At 50.8% G+C, this 24,194-nt stretch carries 9 protein-coding genes; all 9 read right to left on the reverse strand.

Annotated elements, in window-relative coordinates:
* Window positions 1-72: 72 nt before the first annotated feature.
* Window positions 73-3,312, reverse strand: coding sequence for a DUF1601 domain-containing protein (locus O3276_RS02600; protein ID WP_269674233.1), 3,240 nt, complete (start codon window positions 3,310-3,312; stop codon window positions 73-75).
* A gap of 157 nt (window positions 3,313-3,469) precedes the next feature.
* A complete protein-coding gene (locus O3276_RS02605) occupies window positions 3,470-5,929 on the reverse strand; it encodes an RAP domain-containing protein (RefSeq protein WP_269674234.1) in 2,460 nt (819 codons plus the stop codon).
* A 59-nt stretch (window positions 5,930-5,988) separates the two neighbouring features.
* Window positions 5,989-6,231, reverse strand: coding sequence for an RAP domain-containing protein (locus O3276_RS02610; protein ID WP_269674235.1), 243 nt, complete (start codon window positions 6,229-6,231; stop codon window positions 5,989-5,991).
* Between the two features lie 41 nt (window positions 6,232-6,272).
* Complete coding sequence (locus O3276_RS02615; protein ID WP_269674236.1) at window positions 6,273-9,020, reverse strand: DUF1601 domain-containing protein; 2,748 nt, start codon at window positions 9,018-9,020, stop codon at window positions 6,273-6,275.
* Window positions 9,021-9,140: 120 nt separating this feature from the next.
* Window positions 9,141-11,942 carry an RAP domain-containing protein gene (locus O3276_RS02620; RefSeq protein ID WP_269674237.1) on the reverse strand — a complete coding sequence of 934 codons (2,802 nt, stop codon included), beginning with the start codon at window positions 11,940-11,942 and terminating at the stop codon, window positions 9,141-9,143.
* A 107-nt stretch (window positions 11,943-12,049) separates the two neighbouring features.
* Entirely contained in the window at window positions 12,050-14,662 is a 2,613-nt protein-coding gene (locus tag O3276_RS02625; protein ID WP_269674238.1) for an RAP domain-containing protein, read from the reverse strand.
* A gap of 76 nt (window positions 14,663-14,738) precedes the next feature.
* Complete coding sequence (locus O3276_RS02630; protein WP_269674239.1) at window positions 14,739-17,537, reverse strand: RAP domain-containing protein; 2,799 nt, start codon at window positions 17,535-17,537, stop codon at window positions 14,739-14,741.
* A gap of 59 nt (window positions 17,538-17,596) precedes the next feature.
* Window positions 17,597-20,587: an RAP domain-containing protein gene (locus tag O3276_RS02635; protein WP_269674240.1), complete on the reverse strand. Its 2,991-nt coding sequence runs from the start codon at window positions 20,585-20,587 to the stop codon at window positions 17,597-17,599.
* 76 nt (window positions 20,588-20,663) lie between these two features.
* Window positions 20,664-24,119: an RAP domain-containing protein gene (locus O3276_RS02640; protein WP_269674241.1), complete on the reverse strand. Its 3,456-nt coding sequence runs from the start codon at window positions 24,117-24,119 to the stop codon at window positions 20,664-20,666.
* Window positions 24,120-24,194: the final 75 nt, after the last annotated feature.

Consider the following 24,194-nt stretch of genomic DNA (forward strand, 5'->3'; position numbering starts at 1 on the left):
TGAAAATATAAGAAGCAGACTGCTGTGCAGTTCAGAAGTTCATTTTGCTTAAGTGTTTATAAATTGAAGCAGTTATTGGCTTTTTTTCTTCCTTTTTCCGGGTTTGCCTGTTTGTTTTTCTAAATGTGCTTCGGCGGTTAAGTAATGCTGATCAGAGGATTGCCACCCGCTGTTAAGTGATGCACAGCCATGATCCTGTGGCGGGATGGCTACCCTGGTCTTTATTTGATCAACATATCGTTTTATTGAACCCGGTCGCCAAAGCGTGTTCGTCGGGATTTCAAAGACCTCAAATCCTGCTTTTTGCAGCAGTGCGATTTTTAGCAGAGTCGACCCATTGCGGGTTTTGAAATCACCACTCACGTAATGAAACGGTCCCTGAACTTCAATCACAATGTTGTGGTCTGGCAGTAGCAAATCGACAGGAGGTAATGAACACAGACTCTTTTCTTCTTCAATCTTTAATGATGGAATGCATGATTGGAGTTGATCTCGGACGACGCTTTGAGGTTTTGAAATGATTGCCTGGTAATGGGGGGTGACCGGACACGCTTTGCCAAGCCAACTGGCGGCCATGGCAATGGTGCATTGATTCTCTTCATTATTCGGGGAGGTATTTTTCAGGCGAGTAAACAGGTCATCCATGTGCTGTTCAAGCACGTTATTTTTAGCATGGGAGTCTAGAAACAGCCTGGCACAGCACACCATGACTCCCCAGAGAGACATCCATATCTCTTGCGCAGAGAGCTGAGGGTTGGTACTGATTCGGTGGACAAAAGATTCAAAGGTAGAGGTCACCACACCCAGCTCAACGAACTCACCCAGTTTTGCCATGGCCCACAGCAGGTTGGCGATACCCTGGGCATTAAATTGTTCTTTCTGTGCATTCATTTGGGCAAACAGCGCCGCCAGGGCCGCTTTGAGCTCTGGTGTCTGCTCCAGTCCGTTGTCCACCAGTTTGGTCATGGCCCACAGCAGGTTGGTGATACCCTGGGCACTGAATTGGTCTTTCTGTGCGTTTACGCAGGGCAGCAGAGCGGCAACCGCCCCGTTGAGCCCCGGGAGCCACTCTTGCCTGCCGTCTATCAGTTTCGCCATGGCCCACAGCAGGTTGGCGATATGCTGAGGGACAAATTGGTCTCTCTGCGCATTCACGTTGGGTAACAGCGCGGTCATGGCCTCTTTGAGTTCTGGTGTCTGCTCCAGTCCGTTGTCCACCAGTTTCGCCATGGCCCACAGCAGGTTGGCGATATGCTGAGGAATAAATTGGTCTTTCTGTGCGTTAACGCAGGGCAACAGTGCGGCCACGGCCTGGTTGAGCCTTGCTGTCCACTCCAGCCCGTTGTCCACCAGTTTCGCCATGGCCCACAGCAGGTTGGCGATTTCCTGGGCCTTAAATTGGTCTTTCTTTACGTTCACGTGTGGCAACAGCGCGGCCATGGTCTCGTTGATTTCCGGGGTCCGTTCCTGCCCGTTATCCACCAGTTTCGCCATGGCCCACAGCAGGTTGGTAATACTCTGTGGGTTAAAGTTAGCTGCCTGTGCGTTCACATGGGGTAACAGCCTGGCCACGACTTCTTTGAACTCTGGCGTCAGCTCCAGCCCGTTGTCCACCAGTTTCGCCATGGCCCACAGCAGGTTGGCAATAGCCTGTAGGGTAAAGTTAGCCTTCTGTGCGTTCACGTGGGGCAACAGCCTGGCTACCGCTTTTTTGAGGTCTGGTGTCCACTCCAGTCCGTTGTCCACCAGTTTCGCCACGGCCCACAGCAGGTTGGTTATTTCCTGTGGTTTACTGTTAGCTTTTTGTGCGACCACTTGGGGCAACAGCACGGCCAGGGCCTCTTTGAACTCTGCTGTCCGCTCCAGCCCGTTGTCCACCAGTTTCGCTATGGCCCAGAGCAGGTTGGCGATTTCCTGTGGATTGTTAGCCTTTGCGTTCACGTGGTGCAACAGCCCGGCCACGGCTCTGTTAAGTTCTGGTGTTCGCTCCAGCCCGTTGTCCACCAGTTTCGCCATGGCCCACAGCACGTTGGCGATACCCTGGGGATTGAACTGGTCTTTATGTACGTTTACCTGGGGCAATAGCGTGGCCAGGGTTTCTTTGAGCTCTGGCGTCTGCTCCTGTCCGTTAACCACCAGTTTCGCCATGGCCCACAGCAGGTTGGCGATATCCTGGGCATTAAATTGGTCTTGCTGCGCGTTGACGTGTGGCAGCAGCTCGGCCACGGCTTCGCTGAGCCCGGGTGTCTGCTCCTGCCCATTGACCACGAATTTAGCCATGGCCCACAGCAGGTTAGTGATTTCCTGTGGATTAAAGCTGACTTTTTGTACGCTCACGTGGGGCAGCAGCGCAACCAGAGCCTCTTTGAGCCCAGGTATCCACTCCTGCCCGTTGTCCACCAGTTTCGCCATGGCCCACAGCAGGTTAGCGATATGCTGAGGATTAAATTGGTCTTTCTGTGTTTTCACGTGGGGCAACAGTACAACCACGGCCTTTTTGAGCCCGGGTGTCTGTTCTTGCCCGTTGCTCACCAGTTTCACCATGGCCCACAGCAGATTAGCGATATGCTGAGGAACAAGTTGCTCTTTCTGTGTGTTTGCGTGGGGCAAAAGGGCGGCCACAGCCTTTTTGAACTTTGGTGTCCGTTCCAGCCCGTTGTCCACCAGTTTTGCCATGGCCCACAGCAGGTTGACGATTCCCCGGGCATCGATATCCCTGGCTTGAGGTTTGTGGTTGCACTTGAACGTTATTGCATCAAATAGCATGGACAATAAAGCAGCTTGGGTGAGCTTAACACGCTGATCCACGGGCTTATGAGGGGTAAAAACACCCGCTGAAGTTAATGAGTGAAATGTTGTCGTCAGGCTTCGCCAATTCCAGCTCCGTGTGACTGTGAAATTTTGCAGAAAATGCATCAGCTGGCTTTGTTCAGCTCGATTTAACGGTCTTTTAGACGCGGACGTGTATTTTTTAATTGAACTGGCATATAGACCGTGATCTCTTCCATCATAGCGATGACCGAAATGATCCGATTTACTCAGCAGATCATCCATTATTTCTGGTTTGATGAGTGCGTTAAAATTTTGAGCAGGGTTAATTGAACGGCGCTGTAGATATTGAGAAGGGCGTGCGTCAGAAGAACGGTAAAATGCCGTACGCCCCGGATTATTGCGTGGGCTATCATCCCACTGCCTGACCGTGGCCTGTCGGTATCGTCCACGCCTCGAAGTAGCAGCACGGCCACCCGGTCGGTTATGATTATTATCTGATTTTGCGTATTGACCACTGATACCGGCTGAGCTTCCGTCCATAACTATATTTCATTAATGCATGAAAATATAAAAAGTAGACTGCTGTTCTGTTCAGAAGTTCATTTTACTGAAGTGTCTATAAAACCGGGGCATTGGGGATACACATCTATTTCTCATGCCACCAATCCGTTATTTTCAAATCATTTTGGCCAACGACTTATTGCCTTTTTTTTCTCTTCCTTTTTCTTTTTTCTGGTTTGCCTGTTAGCTTTTCTGAATGCTCTTCGGTGGTAACGTTTGCCTCATCTGCCCATCCGATTTTATATGATACAGAGCCATGACCCTGTGGCAGGATGTCCACCCTGGTCTTTATTTCATCAATACATCGTTTTATTGAATCCGGGTTCAAAAAGGTGTTAGTCGGGATTTCAATGACCTCAAATCCTGCTTTTTTCAGCAGTGCGATTTTCAGCAGAGTCGAACCATTCCTGGTTTTGAAATCACCACACACGTAATGAGAGGATCCCTGAATTTCAATAATAATATTGTGGTCTGGCAGGAGCAGATCAACCGGAGGTAATGAGTTCAGACTCCTTTCTGCTTCAATCTTTAAAGTGGGAATAGATGATTGAAGTTGATCGCGGAAGTCGGTTTGAGGTTTTGACAGGTTAGTCTGGTAATGGGGGATCGGATACGCTCTGCCAAGCCAGCTTGCGGCCATGGCAATAACGGATTGATCCTCTACATTATCCGGAGATGTATTTTCCAGGCGAGAAAACAGGACAGCCAGATGTTTTTCCAACACGTTATTTTTATTGGCATTATAGTCTAGAAACAACCTGGCACAGCATACCATCCCCCCCCCCCAGAGAGACATCGATATATTTTGCTGAGATAACTGAGGGTATTGACTGATTTGGTAGACCAGATATTCAGTCGTGGATTTAACCAAATTCAGCTCAACGAGTTCACCCAGTTTCGCCATGGCCCACAGCAGGTGGGAGATATGCTGAGGAATAAACTGGTCTTTCCTTGCGTTCAATTGGGATAAAAGTACGATCAAGGCCTCGTTGAGCTCTGCCGTCTGCTCCTGCCCGTTGATCACCAGTTTCGCCATGGCCCACAGCTGGATGGCGATATCCTGGGCATTTAATTCGTCATTATGTGCGTTCACGTGGGGCAACAGCACGGCTACGGCTTCTTTGAATTCTGGTGTCTGCGCCTGCCCGTTGTCCACCAGTTTCGCCATGGCCCACAGCAGGTTGGCGATTTCCCGGGGGTTAAAGTTGGCTTTCAGTGCTTTCACGAGGGGCAGCAGCGTGGCTACGGCCGCTTTGAGCCCTGGTGTCTGCTCCTGCCTGTTGTTCATCAGTTTCGCCATGGCCCACAGCAGGTTGGCAGTTTCCTGTGGCTTAAAGTTAGTTTTCTGTGCGTTCACGTGGGGCAGCAGGACGGTCACGGCCTCTTTTAGCCGGGGTGTCAGTTCCTGCCCGTTGTCCACCAGTTTCGCGATGGCCCAAAGCAGGCTGGCGATTTCCTGTGGTTTAAAGTGAGCTCTTTGTGCGTTCACGTGGGGCAACAAAGCAGCCACGGCCTTTTTGAGACCTGATGTCTGCTCCAGCCCGTTGTCCACCAGTTTCGCCATGGCCCACAGCAGGTTGACGATTTCCTGTGGTTTGAAGTTAGCTTTCAGTGCGTTTACAAGGGGCAAAAGTGTGGAAACGGCCTCTTTAAGCTCTGGTGTCCATTCCTGCCCGTTGGCTATCAGTTTCGCCATGGCCCACAGCAAGTTGGTAATATGCTGGGCATTAAATTGGGTTTTCTGTGCGTTCACGCGGTGCAACAGCGTGGTCACGGCCTCTTTGAGTTCTGGTGTTTGCTGATGCCCTTTGTCCACCAGTTTTGCCATGGCCCACAGCAGGTTGGCAATATGCAGAGGAATAAACTGATATCTCTGTGCGTTCACGTGGGGCAACAGTGCGGCCACGGCCTCTTTGAGTTCTGATGTTTGCTCCTGTCCGTTGTCCACCAGTTTTGCCATGGCCCACAGCAGGTTGGCGACACCCTGGGCATCAACATACCTGACGTGAGGTTTTTGGTTGCACTTGAATATGATGGCATCAAGTAGTGTTGACAGTAAGGCCGCCTGAGTACGCTTAACACGCTGATCCATGGGTTTATGAGGGGTAAAAACACCCGCTGAAGTCAATGAATGGAGTGTTGTCGTAAGGCTTCGCCACTCCCAACGCCGTGTTATGGTAAAATTTTGCAGCAAACGTATCAGCTGGCTTTGTTCTGCTCGATTTAACGGTCTTTTCGCAGCTAATGTGTATTTTTTAATTGAACTGGCATACCAGCTGTGATTTCTCCCATCATAGCGATGACCGAAATGATCCGATTGACTCACCAGGTCATCCATTATTTCTGGTTTGATGAGCGCCTTAAAATCTTGAGCAGGGTGTACTGAACGGCGCTGTAGATGTTGAGAAGGGCATGCGTCAGAAGAACGGTAAAATGCAGTACGCCCCGGATTATTGCGTGGGCTATCATCCCACTGCCTGACCGTGGCCTGTCGGTATCGTCCACTCCTCGAAGCAGCAGCACGGCCACCCGGTCGGTTATGATTATTGTCGGATCCTGCGTATTGACCACTGATACCAGCAGAGCTTCTATCCATAACTATATTTCATTACTTCATGAAAATATAAAAGGCAGACTGCTGTGCAGTTCAGAAGTTCATTTTGCTGACCCGCTTTTAAGTGATACAGAGCCATGACCCTGTGGGGGGATGTCCACCCTGCTCTTTATTTGATCAATACATCGTTTTATTGAATCCGGGCTACAAAGAGTGTTAGTCGGGATTTCAACGACCTCAAATCCCGATTTTTGCAGCAGTGCGATTTTCAGCAGAGTCGAACCATTTCTGGTGGTGAAATCACCACCCACGTAATGAGACGGTCCCTGAACTTCAATCACCATGTTGTGGTCTGGCAGTAGCAGGTCAACCGGAGGTAATGCGTTCAGACTTTTTCTTCCTCAATCTGCAAAGAGGGAATGCATGATTGGAGAAGGGTGCGGAAGTCGGCTTGAGGTTTTGACGGGTTAGTCTGGTAATGGGGGGCGATCGGACACGCTCTGCCAAGCCAGCTTGCGGCCATGGCAATAACGGATTGATCCTCCAGATCCGGAGAGGTATTTTCCAGGCGAGTAAACAGGGCAGTCAGATGCTTTTCCAACACGTTATTTTTATTGGCATTAGAGTCTAGAAACAACCTGGCACAGCATACCATCACCCCCCAGAGAGACATCGATATATTTTGCTGAGATAACTGAGGGTATTGACTGATTTGGTAGATCAGATATTCAGTCGTGGATTTAACCAAATTCAGCTCAACGAGTTCACCCAGTTTCGCTATGGCCCACAGGAGGTTGGCGATATGCTGAGGAATAAATTGGTCTTTCTGTGCATTCACGTGGGGCAACAACACGACCACGGCCTCTTTGAGCCTTGGGGTCAGCGCCTGCCCGTTGTCCAGCAGTTTCGCCATGGCCCACAGCAGGTTGGTGATAGTCTGGGCATTAAATTGGTCTTTCCGTGCGTTCACGTTGGGCAACAGCGCGGCTACGGCTTCTGTGAGTACTGGTGTCAGCGCCTGCCCGTTGTCCACCAGTTTCGCTATGGCCCACAGCAGATTGGTGTTTTCCTGGGTTTTAAAGCTGGCTTTCAGTGTTTTCATTTGGGGCAGCAGCGTGGCCACGGCTGCTTTTAGCCCTGGTGTCAGCGCCTGTCCGTAGTCCACCAGTTTCGCCATGGCCCACATCAGGTTGGCGATATGCTGAGGAATAAATCGGTCTTTTTGTGCGTTCACATGGGGCAACAACGTAGCGACGGTTGCTTTGAGCCCAGGTGTCAGCGCCTGCCCGTTTTCCACCAGTTTTGCCATGGCCCACAGCAGGTTGACAATATGCTGAGGAATAAATTGGTCTTTCTGTGCATTCACGCAGGGCAACAATGCGCCTAAGGCTTCGTTGAGCCCTGGTGTCTGCTTCTGGCCGTTGTCCACCAGTTTCGCCATGGCCCACAACAGGTTGGCGATACCTTGTGGTTTAAAGTTAGCTTTCTGTGCATTCACGCAGGGCAACAATGCGCCTAAGGCTTCGTTGAGCCCTGGTGTCTGCTTCTGGCCGTTGTCCACCAGTTTCGCCATGGCCCACAACAGGTTGGCGATACCTTGTGGTTTAAAGTGAGCTTTCTGGGTGTTTACGCGGGGCAACAGCACAACTAAGGCCTCGTTGAGCCCTGGTGTCCGCTCCAGCCCGTTGTCCATCAGTTTTGCCATGGCCCACAGCAGGTTAGCGATTTCCTTTGGCTTAAAGTTAGTTTTCTGTGCGTTCACAGAGGGCAACAGCACGGCCACGGCCTCCTTGAGCACTGGTGTCAGCTCCAGCCCGTTGTCCACCAGTTTTGCCATGGCCCACAGCAGGCTGGTGATGCCCTGGGTATTAAATTGGTCTTTCTGTGCGTTGACGTGGGGCAACAACGTGGCCACGACCTCTTTGAGACCTGGTGTCTTCTTCCGCCTGTTGTCTGCCAGTTTTGCCATGGCCCACAGCAGGTTGACGATTTCCTGTGGGTTAAAGTTAGTTTTCTGAGTGTTCACTTTGGGCAATAACGCGGCCATAGCCCCTTTAAGCTCTGGTGTCTGATCATGGCCGTGGTCCACCAGTTTCGCCATGGCCCACAGCAGGTTGGCGATACCCTGAGGAATAAATTGGTCTTTTTGTGCGTTCACCCGGGGCAACAGCGCGGCCACGGCCTCTTTGAGTTCTGGTGTTTGCTTCTGCCCGTTGTCCACCAGTTTCGCCATGCCCCACAGCAGGTTGGCGATTTCCTGTGGTTTAAAGTGAGCTTGCTGTGTGTTTACGAGGGACAAAAGTGCGGAAACGGCCTCTTTAAGCTCTGGTGTCCACTCCTGCCCGTTGGCCATCAGTTTCGCCATGGCCCACACCAAGTTGGCAATATGCTGGGCATTAAATTGAGCTTTCTGTGCGCTCACTCGGTGCAACAGGGCGGTCACGGTCTCTTTGAGTTCTGATGTTTGCTCCTGCCCGTTGTCCACCAGTTTTGCCATGGCCCACAGCAGGTTGGCGACACCCAGGGCGTCAACATATCTGGCGTGAGGTTTTTGGTTGCACTTGACTATGATGGCATCAAGTAGTGTTGACAGTAAGGTAGCCTGAGCACGCTTAACACGCTGCTCCATGGGTTTATGAGGGGTAAAAACACCCGCTGAAGTCAATGAATGGAGTGTTGTCGTAAGGCTTCTCCAGTCCCAACGCCGTGTTACGTTAAAATTTTGCAGCAAACGTATCAGCTGGCTTTGTTCTGTTCGATTTAACGGTCTTTTCGCAGCTGATGTGTATTTTTTAATTGAATTGGCATACTGGCAGTGACTTCTACCATCATAGCGATCACCGAAATGATCCGATTGACTCACCAGATCAACCATTATTTCTGGTTTGATGAGCGCCTTAAAATCTTGAGCAGGGTTTACTGAACGGCGCTGTAGATATTGAGAAGGGCGTGCGTCAGAAGAACGGTAAAATGTAGTACGCCCCGGGTTAGTGCGTGGGTTATTATCCCACTGCCTGACCGTGGCCTGTCGGTATCGTCCACGCCTTGAAGCAGCAGCACGGCCACCCGCCCGGTTATCATTATTATCGGATCTTGCGTATTGACCACTGATACCGGCAGAGCTTCCGTCCATAATTATATTTCATTAATTCATGGAAATATAAAAAGCAGACTGCTGTGCGGTTCAGAAGTTCATTTTGCTGAAATGTTTTTCACCGGAATATGAACACGGTTCTCGGTCAGCCTCCCGGAGTCATGGTGAAAGGGAAGAGGTTATTGGCTTTTTTTTCCTCTTCCTTGTTCTTTTTTTGGGTTTGCCTGTTTGCTTCTCTGAATGCTCTTCGCCGGTTAAGTAACAGTGATGTGAGGATTGACACCCGTTATCGATGGTAACGTTTGCCTCATCTGCCCACCCGATTTTATAGGATACAGAACCATGGGCCTGTGGCGGGATGTCCAGCCTGGTCTTTATTTCATCAATACATCGTTTTATTGAATCCGGGTTCAAAAAGGTGTTAGTGGGGATTTCAATGACCTCAAATCCTGCTTTTTGCAGCAGTGCGATTTTCAGCAGAGTCGAACCATTCCTGGTTTGGAAATCACCACACACGTAATGAAAGGGTCCCTGAATTTCAATAATAATATTGTAGTCAGGCAGTAGCAGATCAACCGGAGGTAATGAGTTCAGACTCCTTTCTGCTTCAATCTTTAAAGAGGGAATAGATGATTGAAGTTGATCGCGGAAGTCGGTTTGATGTTTTGAAATGCTGGTCTGGTAATGGGGGACGATGGGACACGCCCTGCCAAGCCAGCTTGCGGCCATGGCAATGAGGGATTGTTCCTCTGCATCGTTTGGGGATGAATTTTCGAGGCGAGTAAACAGGGCATCCATGTGCTTTTCAAGCAAGCTGTTTTTATTGGCATTGGCATTGGCATTGGCATTGGCATCTGGACAGAGTCTGGCACAGCATACCAATACTCCCCAGAGAGACATCGATACATCTTGCTGAGATAACTGAGGGTATTTACTGATTTGGTAGACAAGATGTTCAAACGTGGATCTAACCACATTCAGTTCAACGAGTTCACCCAGTTTCGCCATGGCCCACAGCAGGCTGGCGATATGCTGGGCATAAAATTGGTCTTTCTGTGCGTTCACATGGGGCAACAGCGCGGCCACGGTCTCGTTGAGCCCTGGTATCTGCTCCAGCCCTCTGACCATCAGTTTCGCCATGGCCCACAGCAGGTTGGCGATACCCTGAGGAATAAATTGGTCTTTTTGTGCGTTCACGTAGGGCAGCAATGCGGCCACAGCCTCTTTGAATTCCGGTGTCTGCGCCTGCCCGTTGTCCACCAGTTTCGCCATGGCCCACAGCAGGTTGGCGATTTCCTGGGGTTTAAAGTTAGCTTTCAGTGCTTTCACCTGGGGCAGCAGCGTGGCTATGGTCGCTTTGAGCCCCGGTGTCTGCGCATGCCCGTTGTCCACCAGTTTCGCCATGGCCCACAGCAGGTTGGCGATTTCCTGGGGGTTAAAGTTAGCTTGCAGTGCTTTCACGTGGGGCAGTAGCATGGCTATGGCCGCTTTGAGCCCTGGTGTCTGCGCCTGACCGTTGTCCACCAGTTTCGCCATGGCCCACAGCAGGTTGACGATACCTTGTGGTATAAAGTTAGCGTTCTGTGTATTCACGTGGGGCAACAATGCGCCTGAGGCCTCTTTGAGCCCTGGTATCTCCAGCCCGTTGTCCACCAGTTTCGCCATGGCCCACAGCAGGTTGGCGATATCCTGGGCATTAAATTGGACTTTCTGTGCGTTCATGTGGGGCAACAACACGGCTAAGGCCTCTTTGAGCCCTGGTGTCTGCTCCAGCCTTTTGTCCACCAGTTTCGCCATGGCCCACAGCAGGTTGGCAGTTTCCTGTGGCTTAAAGTTAGCTTTTTGTGCGTTCACAAGGGGCAACAGCACGGCCACGGCCTCTTTCAGACCTGGTATCTGCTCCAGCCTGTTGTCCACCAGTTTCGCCATGGCCCATAGCATGTTGGCGATATGCTGGGCATCAAATTGGTCTTTCTGTGCATTCACGTTTGGCAACAGCACGACTAAGGCCTCCTTGAGCCCTGGTGTCTGCTCCAGCCCGTTGTCCACCAGTTTTGCCATGGCCGACAGCAGGTTGGCATTTTCCTGTGGCTTAAAGTTAGCTTTCTGTGCGTTCAAGTGGGACAAAAGTATGGCCAAGGTCTCGTTGAGGTCTGGTGTCAGCTTCTGCCCGTTGACTACCAGTTTCGCCATGGCCCACAGCATGTTGGCGATCTGCTGAGGAATAAATTGGACTTTCTGTGCGTTCACGTGGGGCAACAGCGCGGCCACTGTCGCTTTGAATCCTGGTGTCCACTTCTGCCCGTTGTCTACCAGTTTTGCCATGGCCCACAGCTGGTTGGAGATTCCCCAGGCATCAATGTCCCTGGCTTGAGGTTTTTGGTTGCACTTGAATATGATGGCATCAAGTTGTGTTGACAATAAGTAAGCTTGAGTTAGCTTGACACGCTCATCCATGGGGTTATGAGGGGTAAAAAAACCCGCTGAAGTCAATGAATGGAGTGTTGTCGTAAGGCTGCGCCAGTCCCAACGCCGTGTTATGGTAAAATTTTGCAGCAAACGTATCAGCTGGCTTTGTTCAGCTTGATTTAACGGTCTTTTAGCAGCTGATGTGTATCTTTTAATTGAATCAGCATACTGACCGTGATGTCTCCCATCGTAGCGATCACCGAAACGATAAGATTTACTCACCAGGTCAGCCATTATTTCTGGTTTGATGAGCGCGTTAAAATCTTGAGCAGGGTTAACTGAACGGCGCTGTAGATGTTGAGAAGGGCGTGCGTCAGAAGAACGGTAAAATGTCTTACGCCCAGGGTTAGTGCATGGGGTATCATCCCACAGCCTGACCGTGGCCTGTCGGTATCGTCCACGCCTCGCAGCAGCAGCACGGCCACCCGGTCGGTTATGATTATTATCGGATCTTGCGTATTGACCACTGATACCGGCAGAGCTTCCGTCCATAATTATATTTCATTAATTCATGGAAACATAAAAAGCAGACTGCTGTGCGGTTCAGAAGTTCATTTTGCTGAAATGTTTATCACCGGAATATGAACACAGTTCTTGAGTCATGGCGAAAGGGAAGAGGTTATTGGCTTTTTTTTCCTCTTCCTTGTTCTTTTTTTGGGTTTGCCTGTTTGCTTTTCTGAATGCTCTTCGGCGGTAACGTTTGCCACATCTGCCCATCCGATTTTATGTGATACAGAGCCATGGCCCTGAGGCGGGATGTCGACCCTGGTCTTTATTTCATCAATACATCGTTTTATTGAATCCGGGTTCAAAAAGGTATTAGTCGGGATTTCAATGACCTCAAATCCTGCTTTTTGCAGCAGTGCAATTTTCAGTAGAGTCGAACCATTCCTGGTTTTGAAATCACCACACACGTAATGAGAGGGTCCCTGAATTTCAATAATAATATTGTGGTCTGGCAGTAGCAGATCAACCGGAGGTAATGAGTTCAGACTCCTTTCTGCTGCAATCTTTAAAGAGGGAATGCATGATTGAAGTTGATTGCGAAAGGCGGCCTGAAGTTTTGAAATGTTTGTCTGGTAATGGGGGACGATCGGACATGCTCTGCCAAGCCAGCTTGCGGCCATGGCAATGAGGGATTGTTCCTCTTCATTGTTTGGGGATGCATTTTCGAGGCGGGTAAACAGGCCATCCATGTGCTTTTCAAGCAAGTAATTTTTATTGGCATTGGCCTCTGGAGACAGCCTGGCACAGCATACCAATACTCCCCAGAGAGACAACGATATATCTTGCTGAGATAACTGAAGGTATTGACTGATTTGGCAGACAAGATGTTCAGACGTGGTTCTAACCATATTCAGTTCAACGAGTTCACCCAGTTTCGCCATGGACCACAGCAGGCTGGCGATATGCTGGGCATTAAATTGGTCTTTCTGTGCGTTCACATGGGGCAACAGCGCGGCCACGGCCTCGTTGAGCCCTGGTACCTGCTCCAGCCCTCTGACCACCAGTTTCGCCATGGCCCACAGCAGATTGGCGATATCCTGGGCATTGAATTGGTCTTTCTGTGCGTTCACGTGGTGCAACAGCAAGACCACGGTTTCTTTGAGTTCTGGTGTCTGCGCCTGCCCGTTGTCCACCAGTTTCGCCATGGCCCACAGCAGGTTGGCGATTTCCTGGGGTTTAAAGTTTGCTTTCAGTGCTTTCACGTGGGGCAGCAGCGTGGCTACGGCCGCTTTGAGCCCGGGTGTCTGCTCCTGCCCGTTGTCCACCAGTTTCGCTATGGCCCACAGCAGGTTGACGATACCTTGTGGTATAAAGTTAGCGTTCTGTGTATTCACGTGGGGCAACAATGCGCCTGAGGCCTCTTTAAGCCCTGGTATCTGCTCCAGCCCGTTGTCCACCAGTTTCGCCATGGCCCACAGCAGGTTGGCAATATCCTGGGCATTAAATTGGACTTTCTGTGCGTTCATGTGGGGCAACAATACGGCTAAGGCCTCTTTGAGCCCTGGTGTCTGGTGCAGCCCGTTGTCCACCAGTTTCGCCATGGCCCACAGCAGGTTGGCAGTTTCCTGTGGCTTAAAGTTAGCTTTTTGTGTGTTCACAAAGGGCAACAGCACGGACACGGCCTCTTTCAGACCTGGTATCTGCTCCAGCCTGTTGTCCACCAGTTTTGCCATGGCCCAAAGCAGGTTGGCGATATGCTGGGCATCAAATTGGCTTTTCTGTGCGTTCACGCGTGGCAACAGCACGGCTAAGGCCTTTTTGAGCCCTGGTGTCTGCTCCAGCCCGTTGTCCACCAGTTTTGCCATGGCCGACAGCAGGTTGGCAGTTTCCTGTGGCTTAAAGTTAGCTTTCTGTGCGTTCACGTGGGGCAACAGTACGGCGAGGGCCTCGTTGAGCTCTGGTGTCTGCTTCTGCCCGTTGACCACCAGTTTCGCCATGGCCCACAGCAGGTTGGCGATCTGCTGAGGAATAAATTGGTCTTTCTGTGCGTTCACGTGGGGCATCAGCGCGGCCACGGCCTCTTTGAGCCCTGGTGTCCACTCCTGCCCGTTGTCTACCAGTTTTGCCATGGCCCACAGCTGGTTGGCGATTCCCCGGGCATCAATGTCCCTGGCTTGAGGTTTTTGGTTGCACTTGAATATGATTGCATCAAGTAGTGTTGACAATAAGGAATCTTGAGTTAGGTTGACCCGCTCATCCAGGGGTTTATGAGGGGTAAAAAAGCCCGCTGAAGTCAATGAATGGAGTGTTGTCGTAAGGCTTCGCCAGTCCCAACGCCGTGTTATGGTAAAATTTTGCAGCAAATGTATCAGCTGGCTTTGTTCCGCTCGATTTAACGGTCTTTTAGCAGCTGATGTATATCTTTTAATTGAATCAGCATACAGACCGTGATGTCTCCCATCATAGCGATGACCGAAATAATCCGATTGACTCACCAGATCATCCATTATTTCCTGTTTGATGAGCGCATTAAAATCTTGAGCAGGATTAACTGAGCGGCGCTGTAGATGTTGAGAAGGGCATGCGTCAGAAGAACGGTAAAATGTAGTACGCCCCGGATTATTGCGTGGGCTATCATCCCACTGCCTGACCGTGGCCTGTCGGTATCGTCCACGCCTCGAAGCAGCAGCACGACCACCCGGCCGGTTATGATTATTATCGGATCTTGCGTATTGACTACTGATACCGGCAGAGCTTCTGTCCATAATTATATTTCATTAATTCATGCAAATATAAAAAGCAGACTGCTGTGCGGTTCAGAAGTTCATTTTGCTGAAATGTTTATATATAAGCAGTGCCGTATTTCTCATCGGCCGACCCGCTTTTCAGTAATACAGAGCCATGACCCTGTGGCGGGATGTCTATCCTGGTCTTTATTTGATCAATATATAGTTTTATTGAATCCCGGCTCCTGAGCTGGCTAACCGGGATTTCAATGACCTCAAATCCTGCTTTTTGCAGCAGTGCGATTTTCAGTAGAGTCGAACCATTCCTGGTGTTGAAATCACCACCCACGTAATGAGACGGTCCCTGAATTTCAATTACCATGTTGTGTTCTGGCAGGAGCAGGTCAACCGGAGGTAATGAGTTCAGACTCTTTTCTTCTTCAATATTCAAAGATGGAAGGCATGACTGGAGTTGATCGCGGAAGTCGGTTTGAGGTTTTGAAATGTTTGTCTGGTAATGAGGGATGACCGGACACGTTCTCCCAAGCCAACTTGCGGACATGGAAATGATGCGTTGATCCTCTTCATTATCCGGAGGTGTATTTTCCAGGCGGGTAAAGAGGTCATCCATGTGCTTTTCAAGCAAGTTATTTTTATTGGCATTAGAGTCTAGAGACAACCTGGCACAGCATACCATGACTCCCCAGAGAGACATCAATATGCCTTGCTGAGAGAGCTGAGGTTTTTCACTGACTCGATAGACAAGAGATTCGAATGTGGATTTAACCACGTTCAGCTCTACAAGCTCACCCAGTTTCGCCATGGCCCACAGCAGGTTGGCGATTTCCTGTGGTTTAAAGTGAGCTTTCCGTGCGTTCACGAGGAGCAATAGCGCGGCCACGGCCTCTTTGAGCTCTGGTGTCCGCTCCTGGCCGTTGTCCATCAGTTTTACCATGGCCCACAGCAGGTTGGCGATATGCTGAGGAATAAATTGGTCTTTCTGTGCGTTCACGTGTGATAACAGCGCGGCCACAGCCTCTTTGAACTCTGGTGTCTGCTCCTGCCCGTTGTCCACGAGTTTCGCCATGGCCCACAGCAGGTTGGCGATTTCCTGTGCTTTAAAGTGAGCTTTCCGTGCGTTCACGAGGGGCAATAGCGCGGCCACGGCCTCTTTGAGCAGCGGTGTCAGCTCCTGCCCGTTGTCCACCAGTTTCGCCATGGCCCAAAGCAGGTTGGCGATTTCCTGTGGTTTAAAGTTAGCTTTCTGTGCGTTCACGCAGGGTAGCAGGGCGACCACGGCCTCTTTGAACTTTGGTGTCTGCTTTTGCCCTTTGTCCGCCAGTTTCGCCATGGCCCACAGCAGGTTGGCGATATGCTGAGGAATAAATTGGTCTTTCTGTGCTTTCACCTGGGGCAACAGCGCGGCCACGGCCACTGTGAGCTCTGATGTCAGCTTCTGCCCGTTGTCCACCAGTTTCGCCATGGCCCAAAGCAGGTTGGCGATCCCTTGGGCATTAAATTGGTTTTTCTGAATGTTCACGAGGAGCAACAGCGCAGCCACGGCCTCTTTGAGCCTTGGTGTCTGCTCTTGCCCGTTATCCACCAGTTTCACCATGGCCCACAGCAGGTTGGCGATTTCCTGTGGTTTAAAGTGAGCTTTTCGTGCGTTCACGAGGGGCAACAGCGCGGCCATGGCCTCTTTGAACTCTGGGGTCCGCTCCTGCCCGTTGTCCACCAGTTTCGCCATGGCCCACAGCAGGTTGGCGATACCCTGGGCCTTAAATTGGTTTTTCTGTACGTTCACGAGGGGCAACAGCGCGGCCACAGTCTCGTTTAACTCTGGTGTTCGCTCTTGTACGTTGTTCACCAGTTTCGCCATGGCCCAAAGGAGGTTGGCGATATGCTGAGGAATAAAGTGGTCTTTCTGTGCGTTCACATGGGGCAACAGCGTGGCCACTGTCACTTTGAGGCCTGTTGTCTGCTCCTGTCCATTGTCCACCAGTTTCGCTATGGCCCACAGCAGGTTGACGATATCCTGAGTATTAAATTGGTCTTTCTGTGCGTTCACGTGGGACAACAGGGTGGCTACGACTTCTTTGAACTCTGGTATCCGCTCCTGCCCGTTGACCACCAGTTTCGCCATGGCCCATAGCAGGTTGGCGATATGTTGAGGAATAAATTGGTCTTGCTGTGCATTCACGTGGGGCAGCAGCGCAGCCACGGCCTCTTTGAGCCCTGGTGTCCACGCCTGCCCGTTGTCTACCAGTTTCGCCATGGCCCACAGCAGGTTGGCGATTCCCCGGGCATCAATGTCCCTGGCTTGAGGTTTTTGGTTGCACTTGAATATGATTGTATCCAGTAGTGTCGACAATAAGGCTGCTTGAGTACACTTAACACGCTCATCCATGGGGTGTTTATGAGGGGTAAAAACACCCGCTGAAGTCAATGAATGAAATGTGGCCGTAAGGCTTCGCCAGTCCCAACGCCGTGTTACGGTAAAATTTTGCAGCAAACGTATCAGCTGGCTTTGTTCAGCTCGATTTAACGGTCTTTTAGCAGCTGATGTGTATTTTTTAATTGAATTGGCATACCAGCCGTGATTTCTCCCATCATAGCGATGACCCAAACGATCCGATTGACTCACCAGATCATCCATTATTTCTGGTTGGATGAGCGCATTAAAATCTTGAGCAGGGTTTACTGAACGGCGCTGTAGATGTTGAGAAGGGCATGCGTCAGAAGAACGGTAAAATGTATTACGCCCCAGGTGAGTGCCTGGGGTATCATCCCACTGCCTGACCGTGGCATGTCTGTATCGTCCACGCATTGAAGAAGGAGCATGGCCACCCGGTCGGTTATAATCATTATCTGATCTTGCGTATTTAACACTGATACCGGCAGAGCTTGTATCCATAATTATATTTCATTAATTCATGAAAATATAAAAAGCAGACTGCTGTGTAGTTGAGAAGTTCATTTTTCTGAAATGTTTATCCTGGTCTTTATTTGATCAATATACAGTTTTATTGAATCCCGGCTCCTGAGCTGGTTAACCGGGATTTCAATGACCTCAAATCCTGCTTTTTGCAGCAATGCGATTTTCAGCAGAGTCGAACCATTCCTGGTGTTGAAATCACCACTCACGTAATGAGACGGTCCCTGAATTTCAATCACTATGTTGTGGTCTGGCAGTAACAGGTCAACCGGAGGTAATGAGTTCAGACTCTTTTCTTCTTCAATATGCAAAGATGGAAGGCATGACTGGAGTTGATCGCGGAAGCCGGTTTGAGTTTTTGAATTGTTTGTCTGGTAATGGGGGATGACCGGACACGTTCTCCCAAGCCAACTGGCGGCCATGGAAATGATGTGTTGATCCTCTTCATTATCCGGGGATGTATTTTCCAGGCGAGTAAACAGGTCATCCATGTGCTTTTCAAGCAAGTTATTTTTATTGGCATTAGAGTCTAGAGCCAACCTGGCACACAATACCATGACTCCCCAAAGAGACATCAAAATGCCTTGCTGAGAGAGCTGAGGGTTGTCAATGATTTTGTAGGTAAGCGATTCGGACGTGGAGGTAACCACATTCAGCTCTACAAGCTCGCCCAGTTTCGCCATGGCCCACAGCAGGTTGGCGATTTCCTGTGGTTTAAAGTGAGCTTTCTGTGCGTTCACGAGGGGCAATAGCACGGCCACGGCCTCTTTGAGCTCTGGTGTCCGCTCCTGACCGTTGTCCATCAGTTTTACCATGGCCCACAGCAGGTTGGCGATATGCTGAGGCATAAATTGGTCTTTCTGTGCGGTCACGTGAGATAACAGCGCGGCCACAGCCTCTTTGAGACCTGGTGTCAGCTCCTGCCCGTTGTCCACGAGTTTCGCCATGGCCCACAGCAGGTTGGCGATTTCTTGTGGGTTAAAGTTAGCTTTCGCTCTGTTGACGAGTGGCAACAGCGCGGCCACGGTCTCTTTGAGCAGCGGTGTCAGCTCCTGCCCGTTGTCCACGAGTTTCGCCATGGCCCACAGCAGGTTGGCGATTTCCTGTGGTTTAAAGTTAGCTTTCTGTGCGTTCACGCAGGGTAGCAAGGCGGCCACGGCCTCTTTGAACCTTGGTGTCTGCTTTTGCCCTTTTTCCGCCAGTTTCGCCATAGCCCACAGCAGGTTGGCGATATGCTGAGGAATAAATTGGTCTTTCAGTGCTTTCACCTGGGGCAACAGCGCGGCCAAGGCTTCGTTGAGCCCTGGTGTTCGCTTCAGCCCGCTGTCCACCAGTTTCGCCATGGCCCACAACAGGTTGGCGGTTCCCTGGGCCTTAAATTGGTTTTTCTGTATGTTCACGAGGAGCAACAGCGCGGCCACGGCCTCTTTGAGCCTTGGTGTCTGCTCTTGCCCGTTATCCACCAGTTTCGCCATGGCCCACAGCAGGTTGGCGATATGCTGAGGAATAAACTGGTCTTTCTGTGCATTCACATGGGGCAACAGCGAGGCCACGGCCTCTTTGAGCTCTGGTGTCCGCTCCTGCCCTTCGTTCGTCAGTTTCGCCATGGCCCACAGCAGGTTGGCGATATCCTGGGCATTAAATTGATCTTTCTGTGCGTTCACGTGGGGCAACAGGGCGGCTACGGCCTCTTTGAGCTCTGTTGTCTGCTCCTGCCCGTTGTCCACCAGTTTCGCCATGGCCCATAGCAGGTTGGTGATTTCCTGTGGTTTAAAGTTAGCTTTCTGTGTATTCACCAACAGCGCGGCCATGGCCTCTTCGAACTCTGGTGTCCGCTCCTGCCCGTTGTCCACCAGTTTCGCCATGGCCCACAGCAGGTTGGCGATAGCCTGAGAAATAAATTGGTCTTTCTGTGCGTTCACATGGGGCAACAGCACGGCCACGGCCCCTTTGAACCCAGTTATCCACTCCTGCTCGTTGTCCACCAGTTTTGCCATGGCCCACAGCAGGTTGGCGATCCCCTGGGCATTAAATTGGTCTTTCTGTGCGTTCACGTGGAGCAACAGCGTGGCCACCGTCTCGTTGAGCACGGGTGTCCGCTCTTGCCCGTTGTCCACCAGTTTTGCCATGGCCCATAGCAGGATGGTGATATGCTGAGGAATTAATTGGTCTTTCTGTGCGTTCACGTGGGGCAACAGCGCGGCCACGGTCTCGTTGATCTCTGGTGTCCGCTCCTGTCCGTTGTTCACCAGTTTCGCCATGGCCCACAGCAGGTTGGCGATATGCTGGGGAATAAATTGGTCTTTATGTGCGTTTACATGGGGCATCAGCGCGGCAACGGCCTCTTGGAACTCTGGTGTCTGCTCCAGCCCGTTGTCCACCAGTTTCGCCATGGCCCAAAGCAGGTTGGCGATTCCCCGGGCATCAATATCCCATGCTTTAGCTTTTTGGTTGCACTTGAATATTATTGCATCCAGTAGCGTCGACAGTAAGGCAGCTTGTGTACGCTTAACACGCTGATCCATGGGTTTATGAGGGGTAAAAACACCCGCTGAAGAAAATGAGTGCAGTGTTGTCGTCAGGCTTCGCCAATTCCAACTCTGTGTTACTGTGAAATTTTGCAGCAAACGCATCAGCTGGCTTTGTTCAACCCGATTTAACGGTCTTTTAGCAGCTGACGTGTATTTTTTAATTGAATTGGCATATAGAGCGTGATCTCTCCCATCATAGCGATGACCGAAACGATACGATTTACTCACCAGGCCATCCATTATTTCCTGTTGGGTGAACGCATTAAAATCTTGAGCATGATTTACTGAACGACGCGGTAAATATTGAGAAGGGCATGGGGCAGAAGATTGGTGAAATTCATTACGCCCCGGGGCTGTGCGGGGGGGAGGATCCCATTGTCTGACTGTGGCATGCCTGTATCGCCCACGCCTTGAAGAAGGGGCATGGTTGTTCGGTTGGTTGTAAGCATTATCTGATCTTGCGTATTTACCACTGATGCCTGCAGAGCTTCTGTCCATAATTATATTTCATTAACTCATGGAAATATAAAAAGCAGACTGCTGTTTTGTTCAGAAGTTTAGTTTGCTGAAATGTTTATATATAAGCAGTGCCGTATTTCTCATCGGCCGACCCGCTTTTAAGTGATACAGAGCCGTGACCCTGTGGCGGGATGTCTACCCTGGTCTTTATTTGATCAATATACAGTTTTATTGAATCCCGGCTCCTTAGCTGGTTAACCGGGATTTCAATGACCTCAAATCCTGCTTTTTGCAGCAGTGCGATTTTCAGCAGAGTCGAACCATTCCTGGTGTTGAAATCACCACTCACGTAATGAGACGGTCCCTGAATTTCAATCACTATGTTGTGGTCTGGCAGTAACAGGTCAACCGGAGGTAATGAGTTCAGACTCTTTTCTTCTTCAATATGCAAAGAGGGAAGGCATGACTGGAGTTGATCGCGGAAGTCGGTTTGAGGTTTTGAAATGTTTGTCTGGTAATGGGGGATGACCGGACACGTTCTCCCAAGCCAACTGGCGGCCATGGAAATGATGTGTTGATCCTCTTCATTATCCGGGGATGTATTTTCCAGGCGAGCCAACAGGTCATCCATTTGTTTTTCAAGCAAATTATTTTTATTGGCATTAGAGTCTAGAGCCAACCTGGCACAGCATACCATTACTCCCCAGAGAGACATCAATATCGCTTGCTGAGAGAGCTGAGGTTTTTCACTGATTTGGTAGACAAGCGATTTGAACGTGGAGATAACCACGTTCAGCTCAACGAGCTCACCCAGTTTCGCCATGGCCCAGAGCAGGTTGGCGATATGCTGAGGAATAAACTGGTCTTTCTGTGCGTTCACGCGGGACAACAGCGCGGCCACGGCCTCTTTGAGCCCAGGTGTCGATTCCTGCCCACTGTCTACCAGTTTTGCCATGGCCCACAGCAGGTTGGCAATACCCTGTGGTTTAAAGTTGGCTTTCTGTGCGTTCACTTGGGGCAACAGCGCGGCCACGGCCTCTTTGATCTCTGGTGTCTGCTCCTGCCCGTCGTCCACCAGTTTTGCCATGGCCCACAGCAGGTTGGTAATACCCTGTGGTTTAAAGTTGGCTTTCTGTGCGTTCACGCGGGGCAACAGCGCGGCCACGGTCTCTTTAAGCTCTGGTGTCCGCTCCTGCCCGTTGTTCACCAGTTTCGCCATGGCCCACAGCAGGTTGGCGATATCCTGGGCATTAAATTGTTCTTTCTGTACGTTCACGTGGGGCAATAGCGCAGCCACGGCCTCTTTGAGACTTGATGCCCGCTCCTGCCCATTGTCCACCAGTTTCGCCATGGCCCACAGCAGGTTGGCCATACCCTGGGCATTAAATTGGTCTTTCTTTACGTTCACGTGGGGCAACAGCGCGGCCACGGCCTCTTTGAGACCTGGTGTCTGTTCCTGCCCGTTGCCCAGCAGTTTCACCAGGGCCCACAGCAGGTTGGCGATACCCTGTGGTTCAAAGTTAGCTTTCTGTGCGCTTACTTGGGGTAACAACGCGGCCACGGCCTCTTTGAGCCCCGGTGTCCAATTCTGACCGTTGTCCACCAGTTTCGCCATTGCCCACAGCAGGTTGACAATATGCTGAGGAATAAATTGGTCTTTCTGTGCGTTCACGTAGGGCAAAAGTGCGTCTATGGCCTCGTTGAGCTCTGTTGTCTGCTCCAGCCCGTTGTCCACCAGTTTCGCCATGGCCCATAGCAGGTTGGTGATTTCCTGTGGTTTAAAGTTAGCTTTCTGTATGTTCACGCGGGGCAACAGCGCGGCTATGGCCTCTTTGAACTCTGGTGTCCGCTCCTGCCCGTTGTCCACCAGTTTCGCCATGGCCCACAGCAGGTTGGCGATACCCTGGGCATTAAATTGGTCTTTCTGTGCGTTCACATGGGGCAACAACACGGCCATGGCCTCTTTGAACTCTGGTGTCCGCTCCTGCCTGTTGTCCACCAGTTTCGCCATGGCCCACAGCAGGTTAGCGATACCCTGGGCATTAAATTGGTTTTTCTGTACGTTCACGTAGGGTAACAGCGCGGCCACGGCCTCTTTGAGCCCCGGTGTCCACTCCTGCCCGCTGTCCACCAGTTTCGCCATGGCCCACAGCAGGTTGACGATACCCTGGGTATTAAATTGGTTTTTCTGTACGTTCACGTAGGGTAACAGCGCGGCCACGGCCTCTTTGAGCCCCGGTGTCCACTCCTGCCCGCTGTCCACCAGTTTCGCCATGGCCCACAGCAGGTTGACGATATGCTGAGCAATAAATTGGTCTTTCTGTGGGTTCACGTGGGGCAACAGCGTGGCCACTGTCGCTTTGATGCCTGTTGTCTGCTCCTGTCCATTGTCCACCAGTTTCACTATGGCCCACAGTAGGTTGGCGATACCCTGGGCCTTAAATTGGTCTTTCTGAGCGTTCACGTGTGGCAACAGCTCGGCTACGGCTTCTTTGAGCACTGCTGTCCGTTCCTGCCCGCTGTTCACCAGTTTGGCCATGGCCCACAGCAGGTTGGCGATACCCTGGGCATTAAATCGATATTTCTGTGCATTTACCTGGAGCAACAATGCGGCCACGGTCTCGTTGAGTTCTGGGGTTCGCTCCAGCCCGTTGTCCACCAGTTTCGCCATGGCCCACAGCAGGTTGGTGATTCCCTGGGCATTAAATCGATCTTTATGTGCGTTTACCTGGAGCAACAATGCGGCCACGGTCTCGTTGAGTTCTGGGATCCGCTCCTGCCTGTTGACCACCAGTTTCGCCATGGCCCACAGCAGGTTGGCAATGCCCTGGGCCTTAAATTGGTCTTTCTGTGTGTTCACGTGGGGCAAAAGCGCGACAACGGCTTCGTTGAATTCTGGCGTTCGCTCCAGCCCGTTGTCCACCAGTTTCGCCATGGCCCACAGCAGGTTGGCGATTCCCCAGGCATCAATATCCCATGCTTTAGCTTTTCGGTTGCACTTGCATATTATTGCATCCAGTAGCGTCGACAATAATTCAGCTTGCGTACGCTTAACTCGCTGATCCATGGGTTTATGAGGGGTAAAAACACCCGCTGAAGTAAATGAGTGCAGTGTTGTCGTCAGGCTTCGCCAATTCCAACTCCGTGTTACTGTGAAATTTTGCAGCAAACGCATCAGCTGGCTTTGTTCAATCCGATTTAACGGTCTTTTAGCAGCTGACGTGTATTTTTTAATTGAATTGGCATATAGGGCGTGATCTCTCCCATCATAGTGATGACCGAAACGATACGATTTACTCACCAGGCCATCCATTATTTCCTGTTGGGTGAACGCATTAAAATCTTGAGCATGATTTACTGAACGGAGTAGTAGATTTTGAGAAGGGCATGGGGCAGAAGATTGGTAAAATTCATTACGCCCCGGGGCTGAACGTGGGGGAGGATCCCATTGTCTGACTGTGGCATGCCTGTATCGCCCACGCCTTGAAGAAGGGGCATGGTGATTCGGTTGGTGGTAAGCATTATCTGATCTTGCGTATTTACCACTGATACCTGCAAAGCTTTTGTCCATAATTATATTTCATTAATTCATGAAGTATAAAAAGCAGACTGCTGTTCTGTTCAGAAGTTCATTTTATTGAAATGC

Origin of the sequence: Endozoicomonas sp. GU-1, from assembly GCF_027366395.1 — a bacterium.
Lineage (GTDB): Bacteria > Pseudomonadota > Gammaproteobacteria > Pseudomonadales > Endozoicomonadaceae > Endozoicomonas.